Annotated in this window: 20 protein-coding genes; 11 read left to right on the forward strand and 9 right to left on the reverse strand. The window is 70.3% G+C overall.

The genetic code is table 11. The features are described 5' to 3' along the window. Nucleotides 1–107: 107 nt before the first annotated feature. Nucleotides 108–563, reverse strand: a complete 456-nt coding sequence (locus J3P31_RS11985) for a hypothetical protein (protein ID WP_210528703.1) — start codon at nucleotides 561–563, stop codon at nucleotides 108–110. 270 nt (nucleotides 564–833) lie between these two features. Here J3P31_RS11985 and J3P31_RS11990 point away from each other — a divergent pair, with 270 nt between their 5' ends. The 6 genes from J3P31_RS11990 to J3P31_RS12015 all read left to right on the forward strand — a co-directional run bounded on the left by J3P31_RS11990 (nucleotide 834) and on the right by J3P31_RS12015 (nucleotide 11,578). Then, entirely contained in the window at nucleotides 834–1,709 is an 876-nt protein-coding gene (locus J3P31_RS11990; protein ID WP_210528704.1) for an AraC family transcriptional regulator, read from the forward strand. 149 nt (nucleotides 1,710–1,858) lie between these two features. Further along, entirely contained in the window at nucleotides 1,859–4,009 is a 2,151-nt protein-coding gene (locus tag J3P31_RS11995; RefSeq protein ID WP_210528705.1) for a TonB-dependent siderophore receptor, read from the forward strand. 441 nt (nucleotides 4,010–4,450) lie between these two features. Next, on the forward strand, nucleotides 4,451–5,797 hold the full coding sequence (locus tag J3P31_RS12000) for an efflux RND transporter periplasmic adaptor subunit (RefSeq protein WP_246849492.1): 1,347 nt from the start codon (nucleotides 4,451–4,453) through the stop codon (nucleotides 5,795–5,797). Nucleotides 5,798–5,803: 6 nt separating this feature from the next. Continuing rightward, nucleotides 5,804–8,929 carry an efflux RND transporter permease subunit gene (locus J3P31_RS12005; RefSeq protein WP_210528706.1) on the forward strand — a complete coding sequence of 1,042 codons (3,126 nt, stop codon included), beginning with the start codon at nucleotides 5,804–5,806 and terminating at the stop codon, nucleotides 8,927–8,929. Between the two features lie 186 nt (nucleotides 8,930–9,115). Beyond that, the gene (locus tag J3P31_RS12010; RefSeq protein WP_210528707.1) at nucleotides 9,116–10,819 is read left to right on the forward strand and encodes an ABC transporter ATP-binding protein; all 1,704 of its coding nucleotides are present in this window, start codon (nucleotides 9,116–9,118) and stop codon (nucleotides 10,817–10,819) included. 135 nt (nucleotides 10,820–10,954) lie between these two features. Beyond that, the gene (locus J3P31_RS12015) at nucleotides 10,955–11,578 is read left to right on the forward strand and encodes a YcbK family protein (protein ID WP_210528708.1); all 624 of its coding nucleotides are present in this window, start codon (nucleotides 10,955–10,957) and stop codon (nucleotides 11,576–11,578) included. Between the two features lie 93 nt (nucleotides 11,579–11,671). Here the strand turns inward: J3P31_RS12015 and J3P31_RS12020 are convergent, their stop codons facing one another. The 4 genes from J3P31_RS12020 to J3P31_RS12035 form a co-directional block, all read right to left on the reverse strand. Further along, entirely contained in the window at nucleotides 11,672–12,400 is a 729-nt protein-coding gene (locus J3P31_RS12020; protein ID WP_210528709.1) for an SDR family oxidoreductase, read from the reverse strand. A 26-nt stretch (nucleotides 12,401–12,426) separates the two neighbouring features. Then, complete coding sequence (locus tag J3P31_RS12025; RefSeq protein WP_210528710.1) at nucleotides 12,427–13,680, reverse strand: sugar ABC transporter permease; 1,254 nt, start codon at nucleotides 13,678–13,680, stop codon at nucleotides 12,427–12,429. Further along, nucleotides 13,677–14,498 (reverse strand): ATP-binding cassette domain-containing protein, encoded by an 822-nt coding sequence (locus J3P31_RS12030; RefSeq protein WP_210528711.1) that lies wholly within the window; start codon nucleotides 14,496–14,498, stop codon nucleotides 13,677–13,679. Before J3P31_RS12030 ends, J3P31_RS12025 begins: the two co-directional genes overlap by 4 nt. Nucleotides 14,499–14,564: 66 nt before the next feature. Beyond that, nucleotides 14,565–15,623 (reverse strand): ABC transporter substrate-binding protein, encoded by a 1,059-nt coding sequence (locus J3P31_RS12035; protein ID WP_210528712.1) that lies wholly within the window; start codon nucleotides 15,621–15,623, stop codon nucleotides 14,565–14,567. A gap of 786 nt (nucleotides 15,624–16,409) precedes the next feature. On the opposite strand from J3P31_RS12035, the gene J3P31_RS12040 reads away from it, so the two are divergent. Further along, nucleotides 16,410–18,086, forward strand: a complete 1,677-nt coding sequence (locus J3P31_RS12040; protein WP_210528713.1) for an MFS transporter — start codon at nucleotides 16,410–16,412, stop codon at nucleotides 18,084–18,086. A 238-nt stretch (nucleotides 18,087–18,324) separates the two neighbouring features. After that, complete coding sequence (locus J3P31_RS12045) at nucleotides 18,325–18,810, forward strand: DUF2852 domain-containing protein (RefSeq protein ID WP_246849491.1); 486 nt, start codon at nucleotides 18,325–18,327, stop codon at nucleotides 18,808–18,810. Nucleotides 18,811–19,038: 228 nt separating this feature from the next. Here J3P31_RS12045 and J3P31_RS12050 read toward each other — a convergent pair whose 3' ends face one another. Further along, entirely contained in the window at nucleotides 19,039–19,329 is a 291-nt protein-coding gene (locus J3P31_RS12050) for a DUF2218 domain-containing protein (protein ID WP_210528714.1), read from the reverse strand. A gap of 177 nt (nucleotides 19,330–19,506) precedes the next feature. Here J3P31_RS12050 and J3P31_RS12055 point away from each other — a divergent pair, with 177 nt between their 5' ends. The 3 genes from J3P31_RS12055 to J3P31_RS12065 all read left to right on the forward strand — a co-directional run bounded on the left by J3P31_RS12055 (nucleotide 19,507) and on the right by J3P31_RS12065 (nucleotide 23,006). Beyond that, nucleotides 19,507–19,746 carry a (2Fe-2S)-binding protein gene (locus tag J3P31_RS12055; protein WP_210528715.1) on the forward strand — a complete coding sequence of 80 codons (240 nt, stop codon included), beginning with the start codon at nucleotides 19,507–19,509 and terminating at the stop codon, nucleotides 19,744–19,746. Beyond that, on the forward strand, nucleotides 19,746–20,249 hold the full coding sequence (gene bfr, locus J3P31_RS12060) for a bacterioferritin (protein ID WP_210528716.1): 504 nt from the start codon (nucleotides 19,746–19,748) through the stop codon (nucleotides 20,247–20,249). The genes J3P31_RS12055 and bfr overlap by 1 nt, the downstream gene beginning before the upstream one ends. A 135-nt stretch (nucleotides 20,250–20,384) precedes the next feature. Then, nucleotides 20,385–23,006, forward strand: coding sequence for a PAS domain-containing HWE histidine kinase family protein (locus tag J3P31_RS12065; protein ID WP_210528717.1), 2,622 nt, complete (start codon nucleotides 20,385–20,387; stop codon nucleotides 23,004–23,006). Between the two features lie 6 nt (nucleotides 23,007–23,012). Here J3P31_RS12065 and urtE read toward each other — a convergent pair whose 3' ends face one another. From urtE to J3P31_RS12080, 3 genes are read right to left on the reverse strand one after another with little or no spacing between them, the layout of a single operon-like run. After that, the gene (gene urtE, locus J3P31_RS12070; protein WP_210528718.1) at nucleotides 23,013–23,708 is read right to left on the reverse strand and encodes an urea ABC transporter ATP-binding subunit UrtE; all 696 of its coding nucleotides are present in this window, start codon (nucleotides 23,706–23,708) and stop codon (nucleotides 23,013–23,015) included. A 1-nt stretch (nucleotide 23,709) separates the two neighbouring features. Next, nucleotides 23,710–24,450: an urea ABC transporter ATP-binding protein UrtD gene (urtD, locus tag J3P31_RS12075; protein ID WP_210528719.1), complete on the reverse strand. Its 741-nt coding sequence runs from the start codon at nucleotides 24,448–24,450 to the stop codon at nucleotides 23,710–23,712. Continuing rightward, nucleotides 24,447–25,700, reverse strand: coding sequence for an ABC transporter permease subunit (locus J3P31_RS12080; RefSeq protein WP_210528720.1), 1,254 nt, complete (start codon nucleotides 25,698–25,700; stop codon nucleotides 24,447–24,449). The genes urtD and J3P31_RS12080 overlap by 4 nt, the downstream gene beginning before the upstream one ends. Nucleotides 25,701–25,704: the final 4 nt, after the last annotated feature.

Here is a 25,704-nt window from a genome sequence, read left to right on the forward strand (position 1 = left end):
TCAGCCCCACCATGATGAGCTTCACCGCAAAGGTCGCGTGGGCAAACAGCCCCCACATCGTGTAGTCGGTCGCCTGGTCCATGTGCCTGATCCTTTGGGGTCGGGGGTCAGCCGATCAGCTCGATCCGGTTGCGGCTCGACAGGGCGAGCCCCGAGATGCAGGTGGCCGGGTCCGCCCCGGCGCCGTCGCAGGTCGTCACCCCGTTGATGAGCACCTGCCCGATGGCGTCGCAGGCCAGCCCCGCGAGATCGAACTGGCGCACCCGGGGGCGTCCGGCCGGCAGGTCTCCGAAGTCGAACAGCGTGACCTGCTCCACCTGCCCCGCCGTCGACAGCACCACCGTCTCGAGCGACAGGCTCGCAAGGTCCGTCCCGAGCCCGTTCTCGGCCAGGAAGGTCAACCGGCAGCCCCCTTCGGTCGGGGCGGCGTCGTTCAGCTCGACCGAAAGCGACGGGGCCGCCGCCGAAGGCGCCGCGTCCTGCGCCTGAAGGGTCATCGGCGCCAGAGCCACAAGGGCAAGCACTCCGGCGGGCCAGCGGATCGGGAGGGAGGGTCTGGTCATCGGAGCCTTTCCGTCAGTGGTTCTAGGACCGGATGTCGCGGGGGGCCGCCAGGACGGCCCGGCCCGCAGGTCCGGGGTCGAGGGTCCGGTCAGGCCGGCAGGACTCGACGTCCCTGATCCGCTATGCTACCCGACTAAAACCGTCAAGTATTGAGTTGGCGCGTTCCCTTCCGCCCTGGAGGGACGCGGACCAGGCGGATCGATCGCATCCGGCACGCCCCGGCCTTTCGGCATCGGGGGAGGGCCGACCTCAACCCGGCCGGAGGTGCCATGGCGTTTCGCCCCAACATGACCGCCTTCACCGATGGGATCCGCCTGCTGGGTGGCCTGCGATGGCGCAGTTGGGACGGCACCGTCGCGGACCTTTGGGAGGCGACCGGCGACAATGGCGGCTGCGGGCAATACGAGTCGCCCGACCCACGGATCGTGGTCTTCCTGGGCGACGGCCCCGCCCCCATCCGCCTTTCCGCCCGGCCCGGCGGCTCGACCGCCGGGAAGGTCGCCTTCGTTCCGGCGGGCCAGCCCATCTGGAGCCAGGTCGTCGAGGCCCGCCCGTTCCGTCACCTGGACCTGCATTTCGATCGCGCCCATCTGACCCGACGCCTGCGGGACCGGCAGGACACCCGGCGGCGCGCCACGCTGGACCGGCCCGTGCTGCTCGACGGCCATCCGCAAGTCGAGCACTTGGCCGGCCTCCTGGCGGCCGAAGTGACGGAGCCACGGCACGACGACCTCGTGCCCGAGGCCCTGGCGACGGCGATGCTGGGCATGATCCTGGCCCTGCCGCCCGAGGCGGACCCGGACGCGTCGCGCGGGGGGCTCACGCCGGCTCAGCTCCGCCGCGTGGTCGACCTGATGCAATCGGAGCTGCATCGGAAGCTGAGCGTGGCCGAGATGGCCGATGCCGCCGGGTTGTCGGAAAGCTGGTTCGCCCATGCCTTCCGGCAAAGCATGGGGATCTCGCCGGTTCGCCACCTGACCCGGCTCCGGATCGATGCCGCGCGGCGGCTCCTGCTCGGGGGCGGCCCCACGATCGGGGAGATCGCGGTCGCCACGGGCTTTGCCGATCAGGCGCACTTCACCCGCGTCTTCCGCGAGGCGACCGGCACCACGCCGGCGGCCTGGCGGCGGCATCATGGCATCTGACGGCATTTTGCCAACGGATCCGTCAACTCACGACAGGATCCGGCAAGACGCGGCCGGATACCCGACATAAATGCTCGGAAAACAGATTGGCCGCGGCGCAGGGCTTGCCCCGTGCTGCGCGGCCAAGACCACTCAAGGAAGGATCATCGATGCCCCGCCCACCCCGTCTGGCCTCGCTCCTGGGCCAGACCGCCCTTGTGACCGTCCTGCCGGTCCTTGCCGCCGCGCAGCAGGCCGCCCCCGCGCCGTCCGACGTCGTCGACCTGGGCCAGATCACGTTCAGCGTGCTCGGCGCGGATCCGGTGGGCGACCGGGCCAATCCCTTCACCCTGACGGGGGTCAAGACCGCCACGCCCATCACCGAGGTGCCCCAGTCGGTCAGCGTGGTCAGCGCCGAGCAGGTCGCCGCGACCAACGCCGCCAAGGTGGACGAGGTGCTGGCCTACTCGGCCGGGGTGCAGGCCGCGCCCTACGGCTATGACAGCGACACCAACTGGTTCTTCACGCGCGGCTTCGACGCCACGCAGACGGGCGTGTTCCTGGACGGCCTGCAACTCCTGTCCTACGGCTTCGGCGCGGTCTACGTCGATCCCTTCCTCGTGGAGCGCGTCGAGGTGCTGCGCGGCCCGTCCTCCATGCTGTATGGCGCGTCCAACCCGGGCGGCGTGGTCAACTATGTCAGCCGCCTGCCGGGCGGCGAGCCCGGCGCCCTGGCCGAGGCCGGGGTCGACAGCGAAGGGCGGGCCTGGACCAGCTACGACCAGGGCGGGACCACGAACGGCGGACTGGCCTACCGCTTCGGGGCCAAGCTCCAGCGCGTGGACGGCCACGGCGCCTTCGACGACGGGCTGGAAGGCGTCCTGACGGGGGGCGTCGCCAAGACCTTCGGGAACGGCGGCACGCTAACCGTCACCACGAGCTACACCCGCATGGACGAGGATCACGTCGGCGGGGCCTGGCTGCCCTACTACGGCACCGTGGAGCCCACCTCCTTCGGCACCTTCGACCGTTACTTCAACACCGGCGAGCCCGGCTACGACTCCTATGAGCGCGAGCAGTGGCTGGCCACGGCGATCTACCGGCAGGACATCGGCGCCTGGCGGCTCACCAACACCACCCGATACAGCTGGGTGGACCTGTCCGAGCGCGCGGTCCTGGGCCTGGGCTACACGACCGGGGCGCAGCCCCTGAACGGGGACGACAGCCTGTTCCGCCTGGGCTTCATCCTCGACTCCGAGGCGACCAGCCTGAACAACGACCTGCGGATCGAGCGGACCTTCACGACCGGGGCCGTCGAGCACCAGCTCCTGTTCGGACTGGATGCCAAGCACTACGAGCTGGACGAGGTGCAGTCCTATCCCGCGGCGGGCCCGCTCTCGGCCTCGGACCCGGACTACGGCACGATCCCGACCGACGGCGGCTTCCCGACCTCGGTGGACCTGCGGATGAACCAGCTCGGCCTTTACGCCCAGGATCAGCTGCGCTGGGGCGACGGCTGGATCGCGACCCTGAACGGCCGTTACGATCTCGTGGACATCGACGTGACGCGGGGCGGCGTCGAAGGCGCCTCGCGCGAGGATGGCGAGTTCTCCTGGCGGATGAGCCTCGCCCGGGAGATCGGCAACGCGGTGCCCTATGTGACCGCCGGCACCTACTTCAACCCGAACGTGGTGGAGCTGCCGCTGTCCGGCGACGTGTCGCCCGAGTCCGGCCGTCAGGTCGAGGCGGGCGTGAAATGGTCCCCGAACGAGCGGACGCTGCTGACCTTCGCGGCGTTCCAGATCGACCGGGAGGACATCGTCGACACCCGCTGGACGGGCTCGACCACGCCCTACGAGCCGGTCCTGATCGGCGATGTCCGGTCGCGCGGGTTCGAGATCGAGGCCCAGGGCGAGCTCGTGGACGGCCTGACCTACCGGGCCAGCCTCACCTCGCTCGATGTCGAGGTGACGGAGAACGAGGCCACCCCGGCGCTGGAGGGCACGACCCCCTGGCGGGTCATCGAGGACCAGGCCGCCTTTGCGGTCGCCTGGCAGCCGGCGGCGGCCGAAGGGCTGACCGTCTCGGCAGGGGTGCGCGTCATGGGCCCGTCCTGGGCCGACAACGAGAACACGCTGCGCGTGCCTTTGACGGTGCTGTACGACGCCGGGATGTCCTATGACTTCGAGGGGGGCTGGACCGCCAACGTCGACGTCTCGAACCTCACGGATGAGGATTACGTCGCCGCCTGCCAGGGGGCCACGACCTGCTACCAGGGCGAAGGCCGCAACGTCAGCCTCGCCGTCCGCAAGAGCTTCTGAGCCAACGCCGGCTTCGACGGGCCGGGATCATCACGGGGGGGAGGGCACGTTCCCGTGCCCTTCCCCCTTTGCCATTCGCATGACGCCTGTGAGGTGAGGGCGACGGAAACCCTCGCCCGATCCGTTCAAGGGCCGGTCGGGCAGAACCCTCCCGCCCTCCTCGACGCCGTTCCCGCGGGACCTGACGGGTCCGGCGGACCTCACTCAGGCAAGGATGGACATGGATTCAGAGGCGCTCTCCCGGCCAGGGCTGGCCCGCCAGCCTGCGGTGGTGGCATTCGTGCCCCGGAGCCCGAGGGCCTGGCGCGGGCGCGGGCGCGTGCGCCACGGTCCGACACGGAGGGAACTTCGGCGTGACCGGGCGGAACGGTTCGCTGCCAGCATTATGTTGATCAGGGGAACGACGGCGGCGATGCCCCGGCAAGAGGAAGAGGACAGGCCATGCAGATCGGACCGATGATCAGCCGCGCGGGGTTCGGGCGGGCCGTCGCCGGGCTTGGCGCGATCGGGCTGGCCGTCTCGCTCGGGCTGGGCCCGATGGCGGCGCTGGCGCAGTCGGCGGGCGGACCGCCGGGCGGCGGCCCCGGGGGGGCGCCCTCGGGGCCCACCCAGGTCGGCGTCATCGAGCTCGCCACCGAGGAGATCCCCTACACGCTGACCCTGCCGGGCCGGGCCGTGGCCTATGAGGAGGCCGCGATCCGGCCCCGGGTCGCCGGAGCCATCGAGGAGGTGGCCTACCAGCCGGGCCAGCCGGTGGCCGCGGGCGATCTCCTGTTCCGGATCGAGGACGACACCTATGCCGCCGACGTCGCCGCCGCCGAGGCGAACGTCGCAGGCGCCCAGGCCAGCGTCGCCACCGCGCAGGCCACGGTGGAGCGCTACCGCACCCTGCAGGGGAGCGCCGTCACCCGCGCCGACCTGGAAACCGCCGAGGCCGCCCTGTCGCAGTCGCAGGCCACGCTCGCTTCGGCGGAGGCCGCGCTCCAGTCCGCGCGCCTTGATCTCCAGCGGACCGAGATCCGCAGTCCGATCGACGGCATCCCCAGCGTCTCGGAGGTGTCCCTGGGCGAGATCGTCACCGCCAACCAGGCCGAGGCGCTGGCCACGGTGACGCGCCTTGATCCCATCTACGTGGACCTGACCGAATCCAGCGCCCGCATGATGCGGATCCGGGAGCGCATCGACGCCGGAACCCTGGCGGCCGGCGACACGCTTGGCCTCAAGCTGGTGCTGGAGACGGGGGAAACCTACGGGAACGAGGGCACCCTGGTCACCCCCGGCACCACCGTCTCCGAAACCACCGGCACGGTCGATTTCCGGGTGCGCTTCCCCAATCCCGACCGCCGCATCCTTCCAGGGCAGTTCCTCCGGGTGGAGGTCACGCTGGGCACCAGCGCGGGGATCATCGTCCCGCAGCGCGCCACCAGCCGCGCGCCGGACGGCTCGCTCACCGCCTTCGTGGCGCAGGAGGGTCTCGCGCGTCAGGTCACGCTGACGACCACCGGGACGCATGACAACGGCTGGATCGTGACCGAGGGCGTGCAGCCGGGCGAGATGCTGATCGTGGACGGCCTGAACAACCTTCGCGACGGAGCCGAGGTCGAGACCGTTCCGGTCGAGATCGACGACCAGGGCGTGGTGCGCGACCTGGCCCCGGCCGGGGCGGAGCCCACGGCCGGGCAGGACGGCGCGGCGCAGCAGGGAGAAACCGCCCAGCAGGCCAACGCCGCCCCGTCTGCCACGGGCGCATCGGCCCCCGGCACCCCCGCCCCCGCCCGACAGGAGTGAGCCGACATGCCCCGCTTCTTCATCCACCGCCCGGTCTTCGCCTGGGTGCTCGCCATCGTCACCATGCTGGCCGGGGCGTTTGCCCTCACCACGCTGTCGGTGTCGCAGTACCCTGACATCGCGCCCACCACCGTCCGCATCTCCGGCTCCTATCCCGGCGCGACGGCCGAGGCGGTGCAGGGTTCCGTGACCCAGGTGATCGAGGACGGCCTCACGGGGCTCGACGGCCTGCTTTACATGGTCTCCTCCTCGCGCGAGGGGTCGGCCAGCATCACCCTGACCTTCGACGAAAGCATCGAGGGCGCCGACGCGCAGAACGAGGTCCAGAGCCGCGTCCAGCAGGTCGAGGGACGGCTCCCGGACGCCGTGCAGCGCAGCGGCGTGACAGTCTCGCGATCCTCATCCTCCATCCTCCTGGTGGGCTCGCTGGTGTCGACGGACGGGCGCTACACCACGCTCCAGCTGGGCGACATCCTGTCCACCACCATCGAGGGGCCGGTCCAGCGGACCGAGGGCGTCGGCGGCATCAACGCCTTCGGATCGGGTTACGCCATGCGGATCTGGCTCGACCCGCTCAGGCTCGCCCAGTACCAGCTCACGCCGTCCGACATCGTTTCGGCGGTCGAGGCGCAGAACACGACCGTCTCGGTGGGCGCGCTGGGCACGCAGCCGGTGATCCCCGGCCAGCAGTTCACCGCCACGATCACCGCCCAAAGCCAGCTCTCCACCGTCGAGGAGTTCGAGGGCATCCAGGTCAAGACCGGCGGCACCGGCACCGTCTACCTGGGCGACGTGGCCCGGGTCGAGATCGGGCAGGAGCGCTATGGCGGCGACTCCCGGTTCAACGGCCTGCCGGCCTCGGGCTTCGGCGTGAACCTGGCCACGGGCGCCAACGCCGTGGACACCGCCGCCGCCGTGCGGGCGACGCTGGCCGACCTCGAGGGCGCCCTGCCCGAGGGCGTCGAGATCCGCTACGCCTACGACACCTCCCCCTTCGTGGAGCTCTCCATCGAGCAGGTGGAGCACACCTTGATCGAGGCGGTCGCGCTCGTGTTCCTGGTGATCCTCGTGTTCCTCCAGAACTGGCGCGCGACGCTGATCCCGGTGATCGCCGTGCCCGTGGTCCTGCTCGGCACCTTCGCGGTGCTGGCCATCCTGGGGTATTCGATCAACACGCTGACCATGTTCGCCATGGTGCTGGCCATCGGCCTGCTGGTGGACGACGCCATCGTGGTGGTCGAGAACGTCGAGCGGGTGATGGAGGACGAGCACCTGCCCCCCGTCGAAGCCACCGAGAAGAGCATGTCCCAGATCACCGGGGCGCTCATCGGCATCGCGCTGGTGCTGTCGGCGGTGTTCCTGCCCATGGCCTTCTTCCCGGGCTCCACGGGCGTGATCTACCGGCAGTTCTCGGCCACGATCATCTCGGCCATGGTGCTGTCGGCGCTGGTGGCGCTGATCCTGACGCCCGCCCTTTGCGCCTCCTTCCTCAAGGCGCGACGGCCCGGCGGCGGCTTCTGGCCCGCCCGCGTCTTCAACAGGGGCTTCGACGCGACCACGCGGGGCTATGCGGCGACCGTCCGGCGCATCGTCGCCTGGCCGCTCCTGGCCCTCCTGGTGCTTTGCGGGATCGGCTTGGCGGCGTGGCAGATCTACGGGCGGCTCGACAGCTCCTTCCTGCCCTCCGAGGACCAGGGCGTGCTGATGACGCAGATCAACCTGTCCGAGGGGGCCACCTCCGCCCAGACCGCGGCCGTCGTCGAGGAGGTCGAGAACTACATGCTGAACGAGGAGTCCGCGGCCGTGGAGTCGACCTTCGCCGCGCTCAGCTTCGGCTTCCAGGGCACCGGCCAGAACCGGGCCATGCTCTTCATCAAGCTCAAGGACTTCGAGGAGCGGTCGGACCCCGAGCTGTCCGCCGCCTCGGTGGCCCAGCGCGCCAACGCCCGCTTCTCGGGCCACCGCGCCGGCCGGATCTTCATCATCCAGCCGCCGGCCATCCAGGGGCTCGGCAACGCGTCGGGCTTTTCGATGTATCTCGTGGACCAGACCAGCGCCGGCACCGACGCCCTCCGCACCGCCGCCGAGCGTCTGGTGGAGATGGCCGAGACCGATGGCCGGGTCCAAAGCGTCCGCGCCACCGGGACCGAGGACGAGAGCGCGCTCCGCATCAACATCGACCAGCAGAAGGCCGAAAGCTTCGGCCTGTCGGTGCCGCAGGTGAATGCGATGCTGTCGATCATCTTCGCGGGCGAGAACGTCAACGACTTCGTGCTCGGCTCGACCCTCCGTCCCGTCATGGTCCAGGGCGAGGCCGCCTCGCGCATGCAGCCCGAGGACATCGAGAGCTGGTACGCCCGCAACGCGGACGGCGAGATGGTGCCCTTCTCGTCCTTCATCACGACCGACTGGTCGCCCGTCGCGCCGACGCTGTCGCGCATCGACGGCCAGCCCGCGCTGTCCATCGACGGCTCCGAGGCGCCGGGCACCAGCTCGGGCGAGGCCATGGACGCCATGGAGGAGATGGTCTCGCAGATCCCCGGCGGCTGGGGCGTCGCCTGGACCGGCCTCAGCTATCAGGAACGGCAGTCGGGCAACCAGGCACCCTACCTTTACGCCCTCTCGATCCTGGTGGTCTTCCTGTGCCTCGCCGCCCTCTACGAGAGCTGGGCGATCCCGTTCTCGGTCATGCTCTCGGTGCCCGTGGGCGTCCTTGGCGCGCTGGCGGCCGCCTGGATCTTCGGGCAGTCGAACGACGTGTATTTCAAGGTGGGCCTGCTCACGACGATCGGCCTCGCGGCCAAGAACGCCATCCTGATCGTGGAGTTCGCCCGCGAGCTGGAGGCGCAGGGCCGAACCGCCGCGCAGGCCGCGTCCGAGGCCGCCCGGCTCCGGCTCCGGCCCATCCTGATGACCTCGATCGCCTTCGCGCTGGGCGTCGTGCCGCTGGCCACCGCCACCGGAGCCGGCGCGGGCGCGCAGAACGCCATCGGCATCGGCGTCCTGGGGGGCACCCTGGCCGCCACCTTCATCGGCATCTTCCTGGTCCCCGCGCTTTACGTCCTCGTCACCCGCCTGACTGGCTGGCGGCGGAGGGCACCGGCCCCGGACCCCGTGGCGCGGACCTCGTGAAGGCGACCCTGCCCCGCAGGAGCCGGGAAGGCGGCCGCACCGGGCCCTTCCCTGCGGCGCGCTCTCTCCGCTAGATGCGCGCCCAGGGCTTCTGGCCCGACGACGACCAGCCCGACCCGGGCCACGACCCCTTCACCCCTGGCCAAGGGGGTGATCCTGAACCCCGACCGCCCCAAGGACCCTCGAATGCTCCGCCAGTTCTTCGCCTATTACCGCCCCTGGATGGGCCTGTTCTGGCTCGACTTCGGCTGCGCGGTGGCGTCGGGCGTGCTCGAGCTCGCGTTCCCGGTGGCCGTGCGGTCCTTCATCGACCACCTCCTGCCCACGGGGGACCTGGGGCTCACGCTCCTGGCCGCAGGGGCGCTGCTGCTGATCTACGTCGTCAACACGGGCCTCATGGCGGTGGTGACCTACTGGGGCCACAAGCTCGGGATCAACATCGAGACCGAGATGCGCGCCCGCGCCTTCGACCACCTGCAGAAGCTGTCCTGGCGGTGGTACGACACCCAGCGCACCGGCCGGCTGGTGGCCCGGGTGACGCGCGATCTCGAGGAGATCGGCGAGGTCGCCCATCACGGGCCCGAAGATCTGTTCATCGCCATCATGACCTTTGCCGGGGCCTTCGCCCTGATGGTGACGATCCATCCGACGCTCGCCCTCATCACGCTGGCCATCGTGCCCGCGGCCGTCGCCGTCGTGGCCGTCTATGGCGGACGCATGACCGACACCTGGCAGGCGATCTTCTCGCGGCTCGGCGACTTCAACGTCCGGCTGGAGGAAAGCGTGGGCGGCATCCGGGTCGTGCAGTCCTTCGCCAACGAACACCACGAAAAGGCTCTCTTCGCCCGCGACAACGACCGCTACCGGGGGGCGAAGCTGGACGCCTACCGGATCATGGCCGCTTCGATCGCCTTCAACTACATGGCCATGCGGGGCATCCAGGTGATCGTCATGGTCGCCGGGGCCTGGTTCGTGCTCAACGGCGGACTGACCACCGGGGGCTTCGTGGCCTTCCTCCTTCTGGCCGGCATCTTCGTCCAGCCGCTCGAGAAGATCGCCGCCGTCATCGAAACCTATCCCAAGGGCATCGCGGGCTTCCGGCGCTACCTCGACCTCCTGGCCACCGAGCCGGACATCGCGGACGCCCCGCAGGCCCGCCCGGCCCCCGCCCTCACCGGGGCGGTGCGCTACGAGGGCGTGAGCTTCGGGTACGACCCGGCCCGGCCCGTCCTCCACGATCTGAGCTTCGAGGTCCGCCCGGGCGAGACTCTGGCCTTCGTGGGTCCGTCGGGGGCGGGCAAGACCACGGCGCTGGCTCTGCTGCCCCGCTTCTACGAGCCCGCATCCGGCCGCATCACCGTGGACGGCATCCCCGTCACGGACCTCACGCTCGAATCGCTCCGGCGGCAGATCGGGATCGTGAGCCAGGACGTGTTCCTCTTCGGCGGCACGCTGCGAGAGAACATCGCCTATGGCCGCCTCGACGCCTCCGAGGACGAGATCCGCCGCGCCGCCGACCTGGCCCGGCTCGGGCCCATGATCGACGCCCTGCCCCAGGGGCTCGACACCATCGTGGGCGAGCGCGGCGTGACCCTCTCGGGCGGGCAGAAACAGCGGGTGGCCATCGCGCGGGTCTTCCTCAAGAACCCCCCCATCCTGATCCTGGACGAAGCCACCTCGGCGCTCGACACCGCGACCGAGCGGGAGATCCAGCTGGCCCTGGACCGGCTGGCCGAGGGACGGACGACCCTCATCATCGCGCACCGTCTGGCCACCATCCGCCATGCGGATCGGATCGCCGTGCTGCAGGACGGCGCCATCGCCGAGATCGGCAGCCATGCCGAACTGTCGGCGCGCGGCGGCCTTTATGCCCGGCTGGCCGCGGCCTGAGCCGCCGCGACTCCGTGGGATGCCAGCAACATCAAGCACATGTTGCGCATCCCGTCCGGCGAGTCCCGTTCCGGGACCCCCTTGCGCAGGGTAATCTTTCGCGGGGCGGAGCGAGTCGCCCCGTGGAGGCGCAAGATGATGACAGGCATGGCGGGAGCGGACCGCCTCGGACGGCGCAAGGTTCTTGGCGCGTTGGGCGCGGGACTGGCCCTGCCCCTTCTGGCCGGGTGTGGCGGCGGCTACGAGAAGCTGCCCGACCCCTGGCGCCCCGGCAGCCGCCTGGACGGTCTCGTGACGTCGATCGACCCTTACCTCGACATCACCAACTCCAACACGGGCGAACGCGTCGCCCTGCGCTTTGCCCAGGGTTCCGATTATGACGACCGGGCCATCCGGCGGCTGAACTGGCTGTTCCGCGACTGGCGCGAGAACAAGGACCCCAAGATCGACCCGCGGATCTACTGGGCGCTGGCGGCCATCTCGGACGCCGCGCGCTACGACGGCTATTCGGGGCAGATCACGCTCCTGTCAGGGTTCCGCACCAAGCGGACCAACGCGATGCTCCAGCGCCAGGGCCTGGGCGCCGCGTCCAACAGCTACCACACGCGCCGCCGCGCCGCCGACATCCGGCTGGACGGCGTGGAGATGGAGCAGGTCGCCGACTACGCGGAATGGCTGCAGGTGGGGGGCGTCGGTCGATACCACCGCCAGAACTTCACGCATATCGATTCGGGGGACACCCGCACCTGGAGCGCCTGAGCGCCCCAGGCGCAGGCCGCATCGGACCCGATCCCGTCCCACGCGTCCAGACGCGGCCCGCCCGACCGGCCGGGTCCGACGCCTGGGCCGCGGTCAGAGATCCAGGCTGACCGGAAGGATGGTCAGGTCGCGGATCACGATGTTGCGGGGCCGGCTCAGCATGAAGAGCACCGCGTCGGCCACCTCCTGCGGCTGCATGAGGGCGCCCGCCGCCAGCGCCTCGTCCATCTTGGCCTTGGGCCAGTCGTCGAGGAGCGCCGTCACCACCGGACCGGGGAGCACCGCGCCGACGCGGACCCCATGGCGCAGGACCTGACGCCGGACCGTGTGGACGAAGGCCTGCACGGCGTGCTTGGAGGCGGTGTAGATCGGCTCCCACAGCACGGGAATGACCCCGGCCACGGAACTGGTGACGATGACGTCGCCGGTCTTGCGCTCGACCATGTGCGGCAGGACCGCGTGGACGCTTCGGAACACCGCATTGACGTTCAGGTTCAGCATCTGGTCCCAGGCGTCCGGGTCCCCCTCGAGGATGTCGCCGCCGATGTAGGAGCCCGCATTGGCGTGGAAGATGTCGAGATGCCCGGCCTTTTCCAGGATCTGCGGCATCATGCGCGACACGCTCTCCGGGTCGAGCAGGTCTACCACCACCGGGATCGCGCGCGGCCCCATCTCGGCGCAGAGCTGGTTCAGCCGCTCCTCGGCCCGGTCCACGAGGACCACGGTCGCCCCCGCCCCGATCAGGGCCTGCGCGCAGGCGAGGCCGATGCCGGAGGCCGCGCCCGTGATGGCGGCGACCTTGCCGCTGAATTGTTCCGTCATGCCGATGTTCCTTCCATTCGTCCTGGTCAGGCCCGCCCGTGCGAGACCCGCGACCGGCGGGCCAGCGAATCCACGATCACGGCGATGGCAAGGACGCCCCCCGTGATCATGTAGCGCAGCGAGGAGCTGAGGTTGAGGAGCGTGAGGCCGCTCGCGATGGCCTGGATCACGATGATCCCGAGAAGCGCCGAATAGGCGCTGCCGCGTCCGCCGAACAGGCTGGTGCCGCCGATGACCGCCGCGGCGATGGCGTTCAGGTTCACGTCCCCGGTCCCGGCCTGCTGGCTGGCCGAGGCGAGGCGGGCGGCCGACAGGATGCCGCCCAGCGCGGCGAACATGGAGCACAGGACGAAGGCGCTCGTGTAGATGAAGCGGACGTTGATGCCGGCACGGCGCGCGGCCTCGCGGTTGCCGCCCACGGCGATCATCGAGCGGCCCCATTTCGTGCGCGTGAAGGCGTAGTTCATCACCAGCACCAGCGCCACGAACAGCCCGAACATCCAGGGCACGCCCCGCCCCAGATTGAGGTAGTAGACCACCGCCTCCAGGGCCAGGGTGAGCACGACGGCCCTGACGATCAGCCCGCCCATCGAGCCGGGGCTCAGGTTCGCCGCCCGGCGGCGGTTCATGTTCCCCAGGCCGATCACCACGAGGACGATCCCGGGGAGCAGGGCCAGGGCGTGCGACAGCCAGGCGGGCATGAGGAGGACCTGCCCGAACTTCACCAGCGGGGACTGGTACGGCAGGTTGATGGAGCCCGAGGTTCCCAGGATGTAGAGTTGCAGCCCCAGGATGGCGAGAAGGCCGGCCAGGGTGGCCACGAAGCTCGGCATCCCGAGCCGGTTGAAGAGAAAGGCATAAAGGGTGCCGACCAGGGCGCCCACGGCCAGCGCCGCGAGGATGGCGACGGCCACCGGCCAACCGTTGTTCACCCAGAGCATCCCCACCATCGCCGAGGCGAAGCCGCTCATCGAGCCGACGGACAGGTCGATCTCCCCCACCATCAGCACGCACACGATGCCGAGCGAGATCACCCCCACCGTGGCGCAGTCGAAGAGCAGGTTCACCAGGTTGTTGGGCGCGAGGAAGACGGGGTTCAGCGCCGAGAAGACAAGCGAGATGATCACGAGTCCCACGGCCACCGGCAGCATGCCCAGGTCGCCGGACCGGATCCGGTCGAGGAAGGCGCGGATCGCGCCGCCCAGCCCTTCGTCGTGGCGCAGGCGGACATCGCTTCGGTCGAGCGCCCTCGCGCCCGGATCGGGTGCGTTCTGGCTCATCGGGGCTCCTCCTGGGCGGTCATGCGCGGCGCCTCGCGGCGGCTGGCGCGGCGGGAGACGGCGTTCTCGGTCGCGCCGGTGATCGCGGCGACGAGTTCATGGTTGGAGGCGTCGGGCAGGAAGACGCCGTTGTTGCGCCCCAGGCGCAGCACGACGATACGGTCGGCGACGGCGCGCACGTCCTCCATGTTGTGGCTGATCATGATCACGCCAAGGCCGCGGTCGCGCACCCGCTCGATCAGGTTCAGGACCTCGGCCGTCTGCGCGACGCCCAGCGCGGCGGTCGGCTCGTCCAGCATGATGAGCTTGGGCTCGAGAAGGAGCGAGCGGGCGATGGCCACCGTCTGCCGCTGCCCGCCCGAGAGCGAGGCCACCGGCTCGCGCACGGACGGGATGCGGGCGGACAACTCGTTGAGGAGCGTCCAGGCGCGGACCTCCATCGCCACCTCGTCCAGCCGCCAGGGGACCGCCTCGCGCCCAAGGAAGATGTTGGCCACGACGTCGAGGTTCTCGCAGAGCGCGAGGTCCTGGAACACCGTGGCGATGCCGAGGTCGAGCGCGGCGCCGGGGTCGGTGAGCTGGACCTCCTGGCCCATGAAGCGGATCGTCCCCGAGCTGGGCTGGTGCACGCCAGCCAGGATCTTGACCAGGGTGGACTTGCCCGCGCCGTTGTCGCCCACGAGGGCCACGACCTCGCCGGCATGGACGTCGAGCTCGATGTCGGTCAGCGCCGAGACGGCGCCGAAGTTCTTGGACACGTTGCGGAGCGAGAGCACCGGCTCCGTCCGCCGCGCGTCTGCGCCTGCGATGTCGGTCATAGTCCGCCTTTCGGTCAGGGCGCCCGGCCGGCCCAGTGGCGGCCGGGCGCAGGGATCATCCGGCCGTCACTGGGTGATGCCGAGTTCCTGGCAGCCGGCAGCATATTCGCCGGTGCAGACCTCCTCGGGCGTGGCGATGCCCTTGTCGAAGATCTCGGCCTTGATGTTCTCGCGGGTGATGACCGCCGGGACGAAGAGCTGCGAGGGCGTGTCATAGAGCGTCGTCGTCGGGCCGGGGTCGGTGCCGTTGAGGAGCGCCACGGCCACGTCCGCCGCCGCGCCGCCCACGATCTCGGACGGTTTCGAGATCGTGTTGTACTGGTCGCCCGAGATCACCAGCTGGAGCGCGGCGGTGGTCGCGTCGTTGCCGGTCACCGGGGGCACGGGGTCCACCCCCGCGGCCTTGAAGGCGGCGATGGCCGCACCGCCGGTGCCGTCGTTGGCCGCGACCACGCCCTTGATCTGGTCGCCGAAGCGGGTGATCTGCCCCGCCGTCCATTGCTGCGCCTCGGGCGGGGCCCAGTTGGGCGTGTCGAACTCCGCCAGCGTCGTGAAGCCCGAGCTTTCGAGCGCCGAATGCGCCCCGTCGCGGATCAGGCCGGCCGCCGCGTCGGTGGGCGAGCCGTTGATCTGCAGGAGGCCCGAGCCCTCGGGCACGCCCTGCGCCTTGAGGTGGTCGACCAGGGACTGGGCGATCGCCGCGCCGATCGCCTCGTTGTCGAAGGACACGTAGAAGTCGGCGGGCGTGTCCGGGATCGGGCGGTCGTAGGCGATGACCTTGACGCCCTGCGAATGCGCGAGCTGCACCAGCGAGGCCGCCGCCGCCGAGTCCACGGGGTCGAGCACGACGACCTTGGCGCCCTGGGCGATGACCGAGTTGAACTGCTGCTGCTGCAGGGACGCGTCGGCGGTCGCGTTCTGGTAGATGACGGTGCAGGTCGGGCAGAGCTCGTTCATCCTGGCCTGGAAGCCGGGAAAGTCATGCTCTTCGTAGCGGGTCGAGCCCTGGTCGGGCATCAGGAACGCGACGGTCGAACCATCGGCCTGCGCCAGGGCGGCCGTGCCACCCAGCATCGCGCCGAGCAGGGTGGCGGCCCCCGCGAGCCTCATCGTGAATTCTCTCATATGTCCTCTCCCTTTCAGTTGGTCTTGTCGTTTCTGGCCTCCGGGCTCCTGTCCCCTGTCCCGGAGGGCTGTCATCGGTCCCGGACGACGACGTCGCCGGTCCCGCGGGTCGCGGCTCGTGCAGGCCGTGTGCCGGCTGGATGCGCCCGTCTCCTCCCCCTATCCGACCCGAGCTAGGCCGCCCGGACGTGTTCGGCCAGCAGGGCCCGGAACCGCGGCGGGGGCCTCCCCGTCCGCGCGGGGCCCTGCCGGGTGCCGAGCTGGATGACCTCTGGATCCGACGTCACGCCCATCTCCTCCCACGGGGCCCGAACCGGGGCCCGGCCCCACTCCCTTGGCCGGACAGGTTTCTCCCGTCTCGGCGTGGCCCGAGGATGGGGCATGGGGCCCCTTCAAGGCTACCAGGATTTGCACGGTCCAACGATAATTCTTGACGAACCGGCCTCCCCCCCGTGCCCGGAGTTCTGGGACAGGGCGCGCGGGGCTGCGGTGCCTTGCCGGATCCCTTCGCCGGATGCGCTGGGACCCCTGGGTGTAGGCCAGGGGTTCGGAACCCTTGGATGCGGACGGGGTTGCGAGACGAGCGGGCCCAGGCGGCTACCCTGCCCCGCGTGCGAGCTGACAGGAGGCGAACCATGCTCCAGGCCGAGATCGGCATTCCCCCCCGGGGCCCTGCCCCGTCCCGGAGCACCGGTCTCGTGGTCCAGACGACCGCATGTCCCGCGGCATCGCGCCTCAGGACGTTCCGGTCCAGGGTTCGGCCCCAGCGGTTCCGGTGGGGTCGACATGGCTGACGCGCAGGCTCCGGCCGAGCGGCCCTCGGCCCTCGCCCCGCTCCGGCACCCGATCTTCCGGTCGGTGTGGATCGCCAGCATGGCATCCAACTTCGGCGGCCTGATCCAGTCGGTCGGCGCGTCCTGGATGATGACCAGCATCGCGCCGTCGGCGGACATGGTGGCCCTCGTGCAGGCGTCGGTGACGCTGCCGATCATGCTGCTGTCCCTGGTGTCGGGGGCCATCGCCGACAGCCTGGACCGCCGGAAGGTCATGCTGGTCGCCCAGGTCTTCATGCTGGCCGCGTCCGTGCTCCTGTCCGCGGCGGCCTGGGCGGGCGTCATCACGCCCTGGCTGCTCCTGCTCTTCACCTTCCTGATCGGATGCGGCGCGGCGCTGAACAGCCCCGCCTGGCAGGCCTCGGTCGGGGACATGGTTCCCCGCCAGGATCTTCCGGCCGCCGTGGCGCTCAACAGCATGGGCTTCAACATCGCGCGGAGCCTTGGCCCGGCGATCGGTGGCGCCATCGTCGCCGCCGCCGGGGCCGCCGCCGCCTTTGCCGTGAACGCCCTGAGCTACATCGCCCTGATCGTCGTGCTGGCCCGCTGGAGGCCCGAAAGGCCCCCCTCCCCCCTGCCTCCGGAAACCCTTGGGGCCGCGATGCTGTCGGGCGTCCGCTATGTCGTGATGTCCCCCAAGGTGCTGGTGGTCCTGATCCGAAGCCTTGCCTTCGGCACCGGGGCGAGCGCGATCTCCGCCCTGATGCCCCTGATCGCGCGGGTGCTCGTGGGAGGCGGGCCGCTGATCTACGGGCTGCTGCTCGGCGCCTTCGGCGTGGGCGCGGTGGGCGGCGCGATGGCGAGCACCGCGCTCCGGTCGCGCCTCACCACCGAAAGCCTGGTGCGCGCCGCCTCGCTTGCCTTCGCGGCGGCCGCGGCCATCACGGCGCTGAGCGGGACGATCCTGCTGACCGTGCCCGCGCTCCTGGTGGCCGGGGCCGGCTGGGTGCTGGCCCTGTCCAGCTTCAACGTCTCGGTGCAGATGTCGACGCCCCGCTGGGTCGTGGCGCGGGCGCTGTCGCTTTACCAGATGACGGCCTTCGGCGGGATGGCGCTGGGGGCCTGGCTCTGGGGAACCATCGCCGAGCATGGCGGCATCGCCGAAGCCCTGCTGGCCGCGGCGGGCGTCCTGGTCGCCTGCGCGCTGATCGGGCTGCTGCTGCCGCTGGCCGACATCAAGGGCCGGGACCTCGCCCCGCTTCGCCGCTGGGACGCGCCCGACACCGCCGTTCCGGTGGACGGCCGCACCGGACCCGTGGTGGTGGCGGTCGAATGGCGTGTCGCGGAATCCGATGTGCCGGCCTTTCTCGACACGATGTCCGAACGCCGTCGCATCCGTCGGCGGGACGGGGCGCACAACTGGGTGCTGATGCGCGACCTCGCCGACCCCGAGCTCTGGGTCGAGCGCTACCACGCCCCGACCTGGCTGGACTATGTGCGGCTCAACAATCGGCTCACCAAGGACGACGCCGAACTCTTCGACCGGCTTCGGAGGCTCCATCGCGGCAGTTGGCCCCCGCATGTTCACCGCATGATCGAGCGCGAGGCCCGAAGCTCGGCTTCGGATGGCGCTCGCCTTGCACGCGACATGGCGGCCGCCCAGACCACCGACCCGCTGCGCCTGTCCTGACGACGCGGCAGCCGCGCGGGACCGGCCAAGTCCCGGCCTGCGACGGAACGTCCCCGCCACCGCGTTGAGGGAAGGATGAGGCGTCGGCGGGGCGATGCTGTCGCGGTCAGCCGGACAAGCCCCGCCACCGATCCGGACGGCAGATGTTAAATATGTTCACATCATCTCTTGAAGCTGCGCCCCGGTGACGTCATCTATGAAGTGAAGGCAGTTAACATCCATCTGGAGACCACGACGCATGAGCATGCTGGACCTCTCACCTCCTACCGGCGGATGGCGCTGGGCCGATCGGGTCCGTCGTGTCCGCGACTGGCTGGACGCGCGCGGCACCCTCGCCTGGGCCGCGGCGGTCGCGGTCTCGTTTGTCCTGGCTTGGCCGGTCGGCCTCGCCCTTCTCGTCTACACCATCTGGAGCAATCGCATGTTCGGCCGTCAGAAGAATGAACTCGTGTCCCGCGCCGCCGGTTGGGGCCGCTCCCAGCTTCGGGACGGATGGGAGGACCGCATGCGCTCGATCCGGACGGCCGCGCGCCCGTCCGGCAACGCCGCCTTCGACGCCTACAAGCTCGAGACGCTCCGCCGGCTCGAGGAGGAGCAGCATAGCTTCGAGGACTTCCTGGCCCGCCTGCGCGACGCCAAGGACAAGGCCGAGTTCGACCAGTTCATGGATGACCGGTCCCGCCGCGCCGCCGACCGCACCCCGCAGGACGGCGACCCGGCCTGAGCCCAAGGGGCGGCCCGACCAGGGGCCGCCCTTTCCACTCCAAGGGCGGGGATGCAGAGCGGGGTAAGCGGTGAACCGGAGATCAGGATGGCGCGGCCCGACGCAGGATCTCCCGGGTCAGGGTGCGACCCGGCGGCCATGCGCCCCGGTCCTGCCTCCGGACGGAGCGTTTGGGCGTCCCGCCCAGGCATGGAGTTCGCGCAACCCTGCTGCCGGCGGGCCGCGACCTCAGGCCGCATCCTCCCAGACGAGAGGCTGCGGCTCCTCCCGGAATGCGAAGCGAAGCAGATGGCTTTCGATGACCTGCTTCGCCCGGTTCAGGCTCTCGGCGTCGGGACCGACGGCCCGGATGAGCAACCCATCCGGCTCGGCCTGAAGTTCGGCGCGACCCGGGGGCAAGGTGACGACGCCCGCGTTATCATCTTGGGAAACCTCGACCTTATGGGCGAAGTGCTTGCAAAGCTGCGCCAGGTAGCGCCCGCTGTTCGGGGTGGGGAAGGTCGTGGTGGACGTCGGCATGATGAGCATTCTTTCCTTAGTGTTTTTGTAAGAATATGCCCCTGCGATCCGGGCCACAAGCCGTCCTCCGCTCTCACGTTCGCGTGTCGCGGGCCTGCCAAGCATTTCAGTCAGGATTGACGGAGCAGACGAAAACAGTCAGGCATTCCCGGACGCATCGCCAGGGGGTCCCGCACCATGATGGTCTGCCACTGCAACGGCATCTCGGACCGCGATATCCACGCCGCCATCGACTGGATGCGCGCCGCGGACAACGAGACGATCATCACGCCGGGAAAGGTCTATCGTGCCCTGGGCAAGCGGCCGGATTGCGGGGGATGCCTGCCGCTTTTCCTTGCGACCATGCAGCGCAACGCTAACCTTGAGGTACCGAACCAACCCCCGCTCCTTCGCGGGCAGAAACAGGAGACCGCCTGATGAAGGGCGACCCCCAGGTCATCGAGTATCTCAACCGTGCGATCCGCAGCGAGCTGACGGCCGTCAACCAGTACTGGCTGCACTACCGGCTCCAGGAGGACTGGGGCCTGGGGCACATGGCCAAGAAGAGCCGCGAGGAGAGCATCGAGGAGATGCGTCACGCCGACCGGCTGATCGCCCGGGTGATCTTTCTCGAAGGGCACCCGAACCTGCAGAAGCTCGATCCCCTTCGCATCGGCCAGAACGCCCGCGAGACCCTCGAAGCCGACCTCGCCGCCGAGCTCGAGGCCGTGGCGCTCTACCGTGAGGCCTACACCTACTGCGACAAGGTCGCCGACTACGTGACCAAGAAGCTTTTCGAGGATCTGCTGCGGGACGAGGAAGGTCACGTGGACTTCCTGGAAACCCAGCTCGACCTCCTGGACCGCATCGGGCACGAACGCTACCAGCACCTCAACGCCGAGCCGATGGACGACGCGGACGAGCCGCACAAGGACGATTGATGTCAGGGGCCGTTCTGGCCCGACCGTCATCGCCAAACGGCTATGGCGCGCTATGTTCCGGCAGGGCGCATCGTCCGGTAGGGCACCATGGGTGCGGCAAGCCATAGATCGGCGGAAGAGCCAGGCGGCAGCCACATGGCGCGGCGGGTCGGGGCCGTCGATTGGGGTTCCACGCCGCTGGGGCCACGCGCCGCCTGGCCACCCCCGCTGACCCAGGCCGTGGGGCTGATGCTCGTGATGCGTCAGCCCGCCTTCGTCGGCTGGGGGCCCGAGGTCGCCCTTGTCTACAACGACGACTTCGCCTCCCTCTTGGGACCAAGGCATCCGGAGGCGCTGGGCCGTCCCTTGGCGGAGGTCTGGCCCGCCCTGGCGCTGGCCGGCCGCTCGGCCCTCCGGGGGGCGCCCCAGGCGCTGTCCGATCAGCCGCTGGGCCGGGACTGGGCCGATCCGGTAGCCCTGACGGGCAGCCTCAGCCCACTCCGGGACGGAACGGACCGGGTGGCCGGGCTGTTCGGCGTGCTCGCGGATTCGACGCGTCAGGCCATGGCCCTGCACGCCCCTCGGGCCGATCAGGCCCAAAGTCGCGCCGAAGCCGAGAACCTCGCCCGGATCCTGGAAGCCTTCGAGGCCGCGGACTACGACACCGACCTGCTGACGGGAGAGATCCGGCCCTCCCCCCGGCTCAATGCGCTCTACGGCTACCCGCCCGACCATCCGCTCAGCATGGCGGACTGCCGCGCCCGCTACCATCCGGACGATCTCGAGTCCGTGCGATCCATCTCGGCCGAGGCCAAGCCCGGCGAACCCAGGTTCCAGCGCGAATTCCGCATCCATCTCCCGGACGGGACCGTGCGCTGGGTCCTGAGCCGGGGCGAGATCCTGTTCGACGACGCGGGCCGGCCCGTCCGCGCCCGTGGCGCGGCCATCGACATCACCGAGCGCAAGCGGCTCGACGCGGCGCTCCGCGACAGCGAAGCCCGCCTGCGCCGGAACCAGGAGGATCTGCGAACGATCGCCGACGCGGTTCCCGTCCAGATCATCACGCTCGACCGGGACCAGCGGTACCGCTTCGTCAACGCCGAGGTGGGGCGCTCCTTCGGTCTCCCCAAGGAGGCGCTTCACGGCCGGACCCTGCGCGAGCAGGTGGGCGAGCGGACCTACGCCCGGCTCCGTCCCTGGATCGAGCGCGCCCTGTCCGGCCAGACGGTCCGCTTCGAGGACATGGAGCCTGACAGGCACGGCCCCGGCCGGCACGGCTGGACCGAGGAGACCTACATCCCCCGCCTGTCGGCCAACGGCCGGGTCGAGGAGATCGTCCTCGTCGATCACGACATCACCGAGCGCAAGGAAACCGAGAACGCCCTGCGGGACAGCGAGGAACGGCTCGCGAGCATCTTCGCCTCGGCGACCGTGGGCCTGTCCGAGGTGAGCCTGGACGGCCGCTTCCTGCAGGTGAACGAGGAGTTGTGCCGCATCCTGGGCCGCCCGCGCGAACAGGTGCTGGAGCTTGGCATCGCCGATGTCACGCATCCGGACGACCTTCCTCCCAGCCTGGAAGCGGTCGCGCGGGCGTTGGAAGAGAGCGGTCCGGCAGCGCTCGACAAAAGGTACCTGCAGCCGGACGGGCGGATCACCTGGGCCAACAGCCGCATCACGCGCCTGCGGCATGGCGCCGGACGGCCCGATACGCTGCTCGTCGTGACGGTGGACCTGACGGCCCGCCGGGCCGCCGAATCCGCCCTGCGGCGCAGCGAACGGCGGCTCCGGACGCTGATCGACGGCATCCCGCAGATCGTCTGGAGGGCTGGCCAGGGCGGCCGCTGGACCTGGTCGAGCCCGCAATGGACCGCCTTCACCGGCCTGGCCGTCGAGGACAGCCTCGGACCCGGCTGGCTGGACGCCATCCATCCGGACGATCACGGCAACGTTCTCGAGGCCTGGGACCTGGCGCCCGAGCGGAGCGGCTTCGACGTGGAGCATCGCCTGAGGAACGCGGACGGCGACTACCGCTGGTTCGCCACCCGCGCCCGCCCCGTCCGGGAGGAGGCGACCGGCGCCATCGCGGAATGGCTCGGCACCTCGACGGACATCGACGAGCTGCGCCGCCTTCAGGAGGAGACTCATGTGCTGGTCATGGAGCTCCAGCACCGGACGCGGAACCTGATCGGAGTCGTCCGGTCCCTTGCCGAACGCACGATCCTGGGGAGCAGCGGCCTCGAGGAGTTCCGCAGCCGCTTCCGCGACCGGCTGGCCGCGCTGGCCCGCGTGAACGGCCTGCTGGCGCAGAAGGATGTCGGGCAGCGCGTGACCTTCGACGAGCTGATCCGGATCGAGCTCGCGGGGCTGGGCGCCGTCGATGGCGAAGGGCATGGCCCGCAGGTGCGGCTTACGGGGCCGACAGGCCTGCGCCTCCGCTCCTCGATGGTCCAGACCCTGGCGCTGGGGCTGCACGAGCTGGCCACCAACGCGCTCAAGTACGGCGCGCTGTCCCGACCCGAGGGGCATCTCGAGGTGAGCTGGAGCCTGGTGAGCGTCGGCGGCGAGGATCGGATCCGCGTCGAGTGGATCGAGCGGGGCGTGCCCCCGACGCTCACCGGCGAACCGCGGCGCGGCTACGGGCGCGAGCTGATCGAGCGCGCCCTGCCCTACCAGCTCAGGGCCGAGACGACCTACGAGATCGGTCCCGAAGGGGTCCGCTGCACGATCACGCTGCCCGTCTCCTCGACGATGGCCGCCGGGCCACGGGTGGGGGGCTGACCCCGGTCAGATCGACACCGCCGCGAGAAGCCGCTCCCGCTCCACCTCGGGCTTGGGCGCGGACAGGGTGACGGACCCGCGGCTCAGGGCCACGAAGCGGTCGGCCAGCGCATGGGCAAAGTCGAAGTACTGCTCCACCAGGACGATCGCGATCCGGCCGCCGTCGCGCAGCGACTCGATCACCCGGCCGATGTCCTTGATGATGCTGGGCTGGATGCCCTCGGTCGGCTCATCGAGGAGGAGGACCCGGGGCCTCGTCACCAGCGCGCGGGCAATGGCGAGCTGCTGCTGCTGCCCCCCCGACAGGTCGCCGCCCCGGCGGTTCCGCATCGTGGCAAGGATCGGAAACAGGTCGTAGAGCTCGGCCGGCACGACCCGTTCGCTCCGGGGACGGCAGGCGAAGCCCGCCTCCAGGTTCTCCTGCACGGTCAGCAGCGGAAAGATCTCGCGGCCCTGGGGGACATAGGCGATCCCCGCCCGCGCAGCCTGCGCCGCCGTCGGACGCCCGAGATCCCGCCCTTCGAGCCGGATGGTCCCGCTCTCGAAGGGGTGACGCCCGGCGATGGCCTTGAGCAGGCTGGTCTTGCCGACGCCGTTCATCCCCATCACGGCGGTCACCTCGCCCGGCCGGGCCGTCAGGTCGATGCCATGGAGGATGCGGCTCTGCCCGTAGCGCAGCGTGAGTTTCTCGACATCCAGCATGTCAGCGCCCCAGATACACGTCGATGACGTCCTGATTTCCGGTCACGTGGTCGAGGCTTCCCTCGGCCAGGACCCGCCCCTCGTGGAGCACCGTGACCCGGCATTCCAGCCGGCGCACGAACTCCATGTCGTGCTCCACCACCACCACCGCCCGGGTCCGCGCCGCGCGCCGGAGGAGGTCGGTCGTGTGCTCCCGCTCGGCGACGGTCATGCCGGCGGCGGGCTCGTCCACCAGCATCAGGCGCGGGTCCTGCGCAAGGAGCATCCCGATCTCCAGCCACTGCTTCTGGCCATGGCTGAGCTCTCCGGCGCGTCGGCCGAGGTGATGGAGCAGGCCGATCTCCTCAGCCAAGGCGGCGATCCTGGCGCGGTCGCCGTCCGTCCGCCGCGCCAGGAGGACCGCCAGCGGGTTGCGCGCGTTCCTCAGCGCCATGTCGAGGTTCTCGGCCACGGTCTGCGCCTCGAACACCGTGGGCCGCTGGAACTTGCGCCCCAGGCCCAGCCGGGCGATGCGCGACTCGCTCATCCCCACGAGATCCATGCCGCCCTGCCCCCAAAGGACGCGTCCGCTGTCGGGCCGGGTCTTGCCCGTGACGATGTCCATGAACGTCGTCTTGCCCGCGCCGTTCGGCCCGATGATCGCCCGCAGGCCCGTCTCGGGGATGGTCAGCGACAGGTTGTTGATGGCCTTGAAGCCGTCGAAGGACACCGAGATCGAGTCGACCTCGAGAAGCGTCGTCATGGCTCGCCCTCCTCGTTGCGCCACGCGCCGTCGTCGGGCCCCCAGTCCCCCTGCCGGCGGGACGGCGCGCGGGGCATCAGGTCGAAGAGCCCGCCCAGCCCCTTGGGGGCGAGAAGGGTCACCGCCACGAAGGCCAGCCCCAGGAGCACGGTCCACCAGTCGGTCCACTGGACCGTATAGATGCCGAGCGGGATGTCCGGGACGCCGCCGCCCGTGAACCACGAGGACATGAGCGAGACCAGCGCCGCCCCGAGCGCCGCGCCGTAAAGCCGACCGCGCCCGCCGATGGCGACCCAGACGGCAAGGTAGATCGACGCCAGCGGCGCGACCTCGCCCGGGTTGATGATGCCCGCCTGCGGGTAATAGAGCGCGCCCGCGATGGCCGCGACGACCGCGGTCAGCGTGAAGACGAGGAGCTTGGTCCCCTCGACGCCGTAGCCCAGGAAGCGCACCCGCGCCTCGTCGTCGCGGATCGCCCGGATCACCGAGCCCCGCCGCCCCGAGGTGAGCCAGGCGAAGAGCAGGTAGCCCAGCCCGAGCGCCAGGGCCGAGGCCCAGAAAAAGGCGATGGAGATCCGGTCCTGGCCCCAGCCCTCGAGGCCGGGAATGTTCTGGAGGCCGGACAGCCCGTTGTTCCCGCGCAGCCCCGAGTCGTTCTGGAACAGCCAGAGCGACAGGGCCAGCGTCATGCCCTGGGTCAGGATCGACAGGTAGACCCCCGTCACGCGCGACCGGAAGGCCAGCCAGCCGAAGACCCCGGCCAGCAGCCCGGGCACCAGGACCACCATGAGAAGCTGGAGCGGGAGGCTGTGGGAGAACGCCCAGATCCAGGGAAAGTGGTCCGAGCCCACCACCCCGAAGATCTGCGTCGCCACGGCCTGGTCGAGTTCGCGCGGGGTTGGCGGAAGCGGCTGCCCCGCCAGGCTCTGCGCGACGATGTCGTAGGTTCGGGCGGTCATCAGCCACTGGCCGACGGCGTAGCCCCCGATCCCGAAAAAGGCCATGTGGCCCAGGCTCAGGATCCCGCAGTAGCCCCAGACGACATCCATCGCGACGGCCGCGAGGCACAGGCAGAGCGTCTTGCCCAGGGTTTTCACGAAGGAGGTGGAGATCACCCCCGCCCCGGCTCCCTCGGCCAGGACCGTCACGCCCAGCGTGACGATGGCCAGCACGAGGAGGGCCCAGAGCACCGAAGGGTTGTCGGCCAGGATCGGGCGGCGGCGCAGGGCCGGGACGGGCGCTGTGGTCATGGGG

The sequence above is a fragment of the Rubellimicrobium arenae genome, from assembly GCF_017916275.1.
In the GTDB taxonomy this organism is placed as follows: domain Bacteria; phylum Pseudomonadota; class Alphaproteobacteria; order Rhodobacterales; family Rhodobacteraceae; genus Rubellimicrobium; species Rubellimicrobium arenae.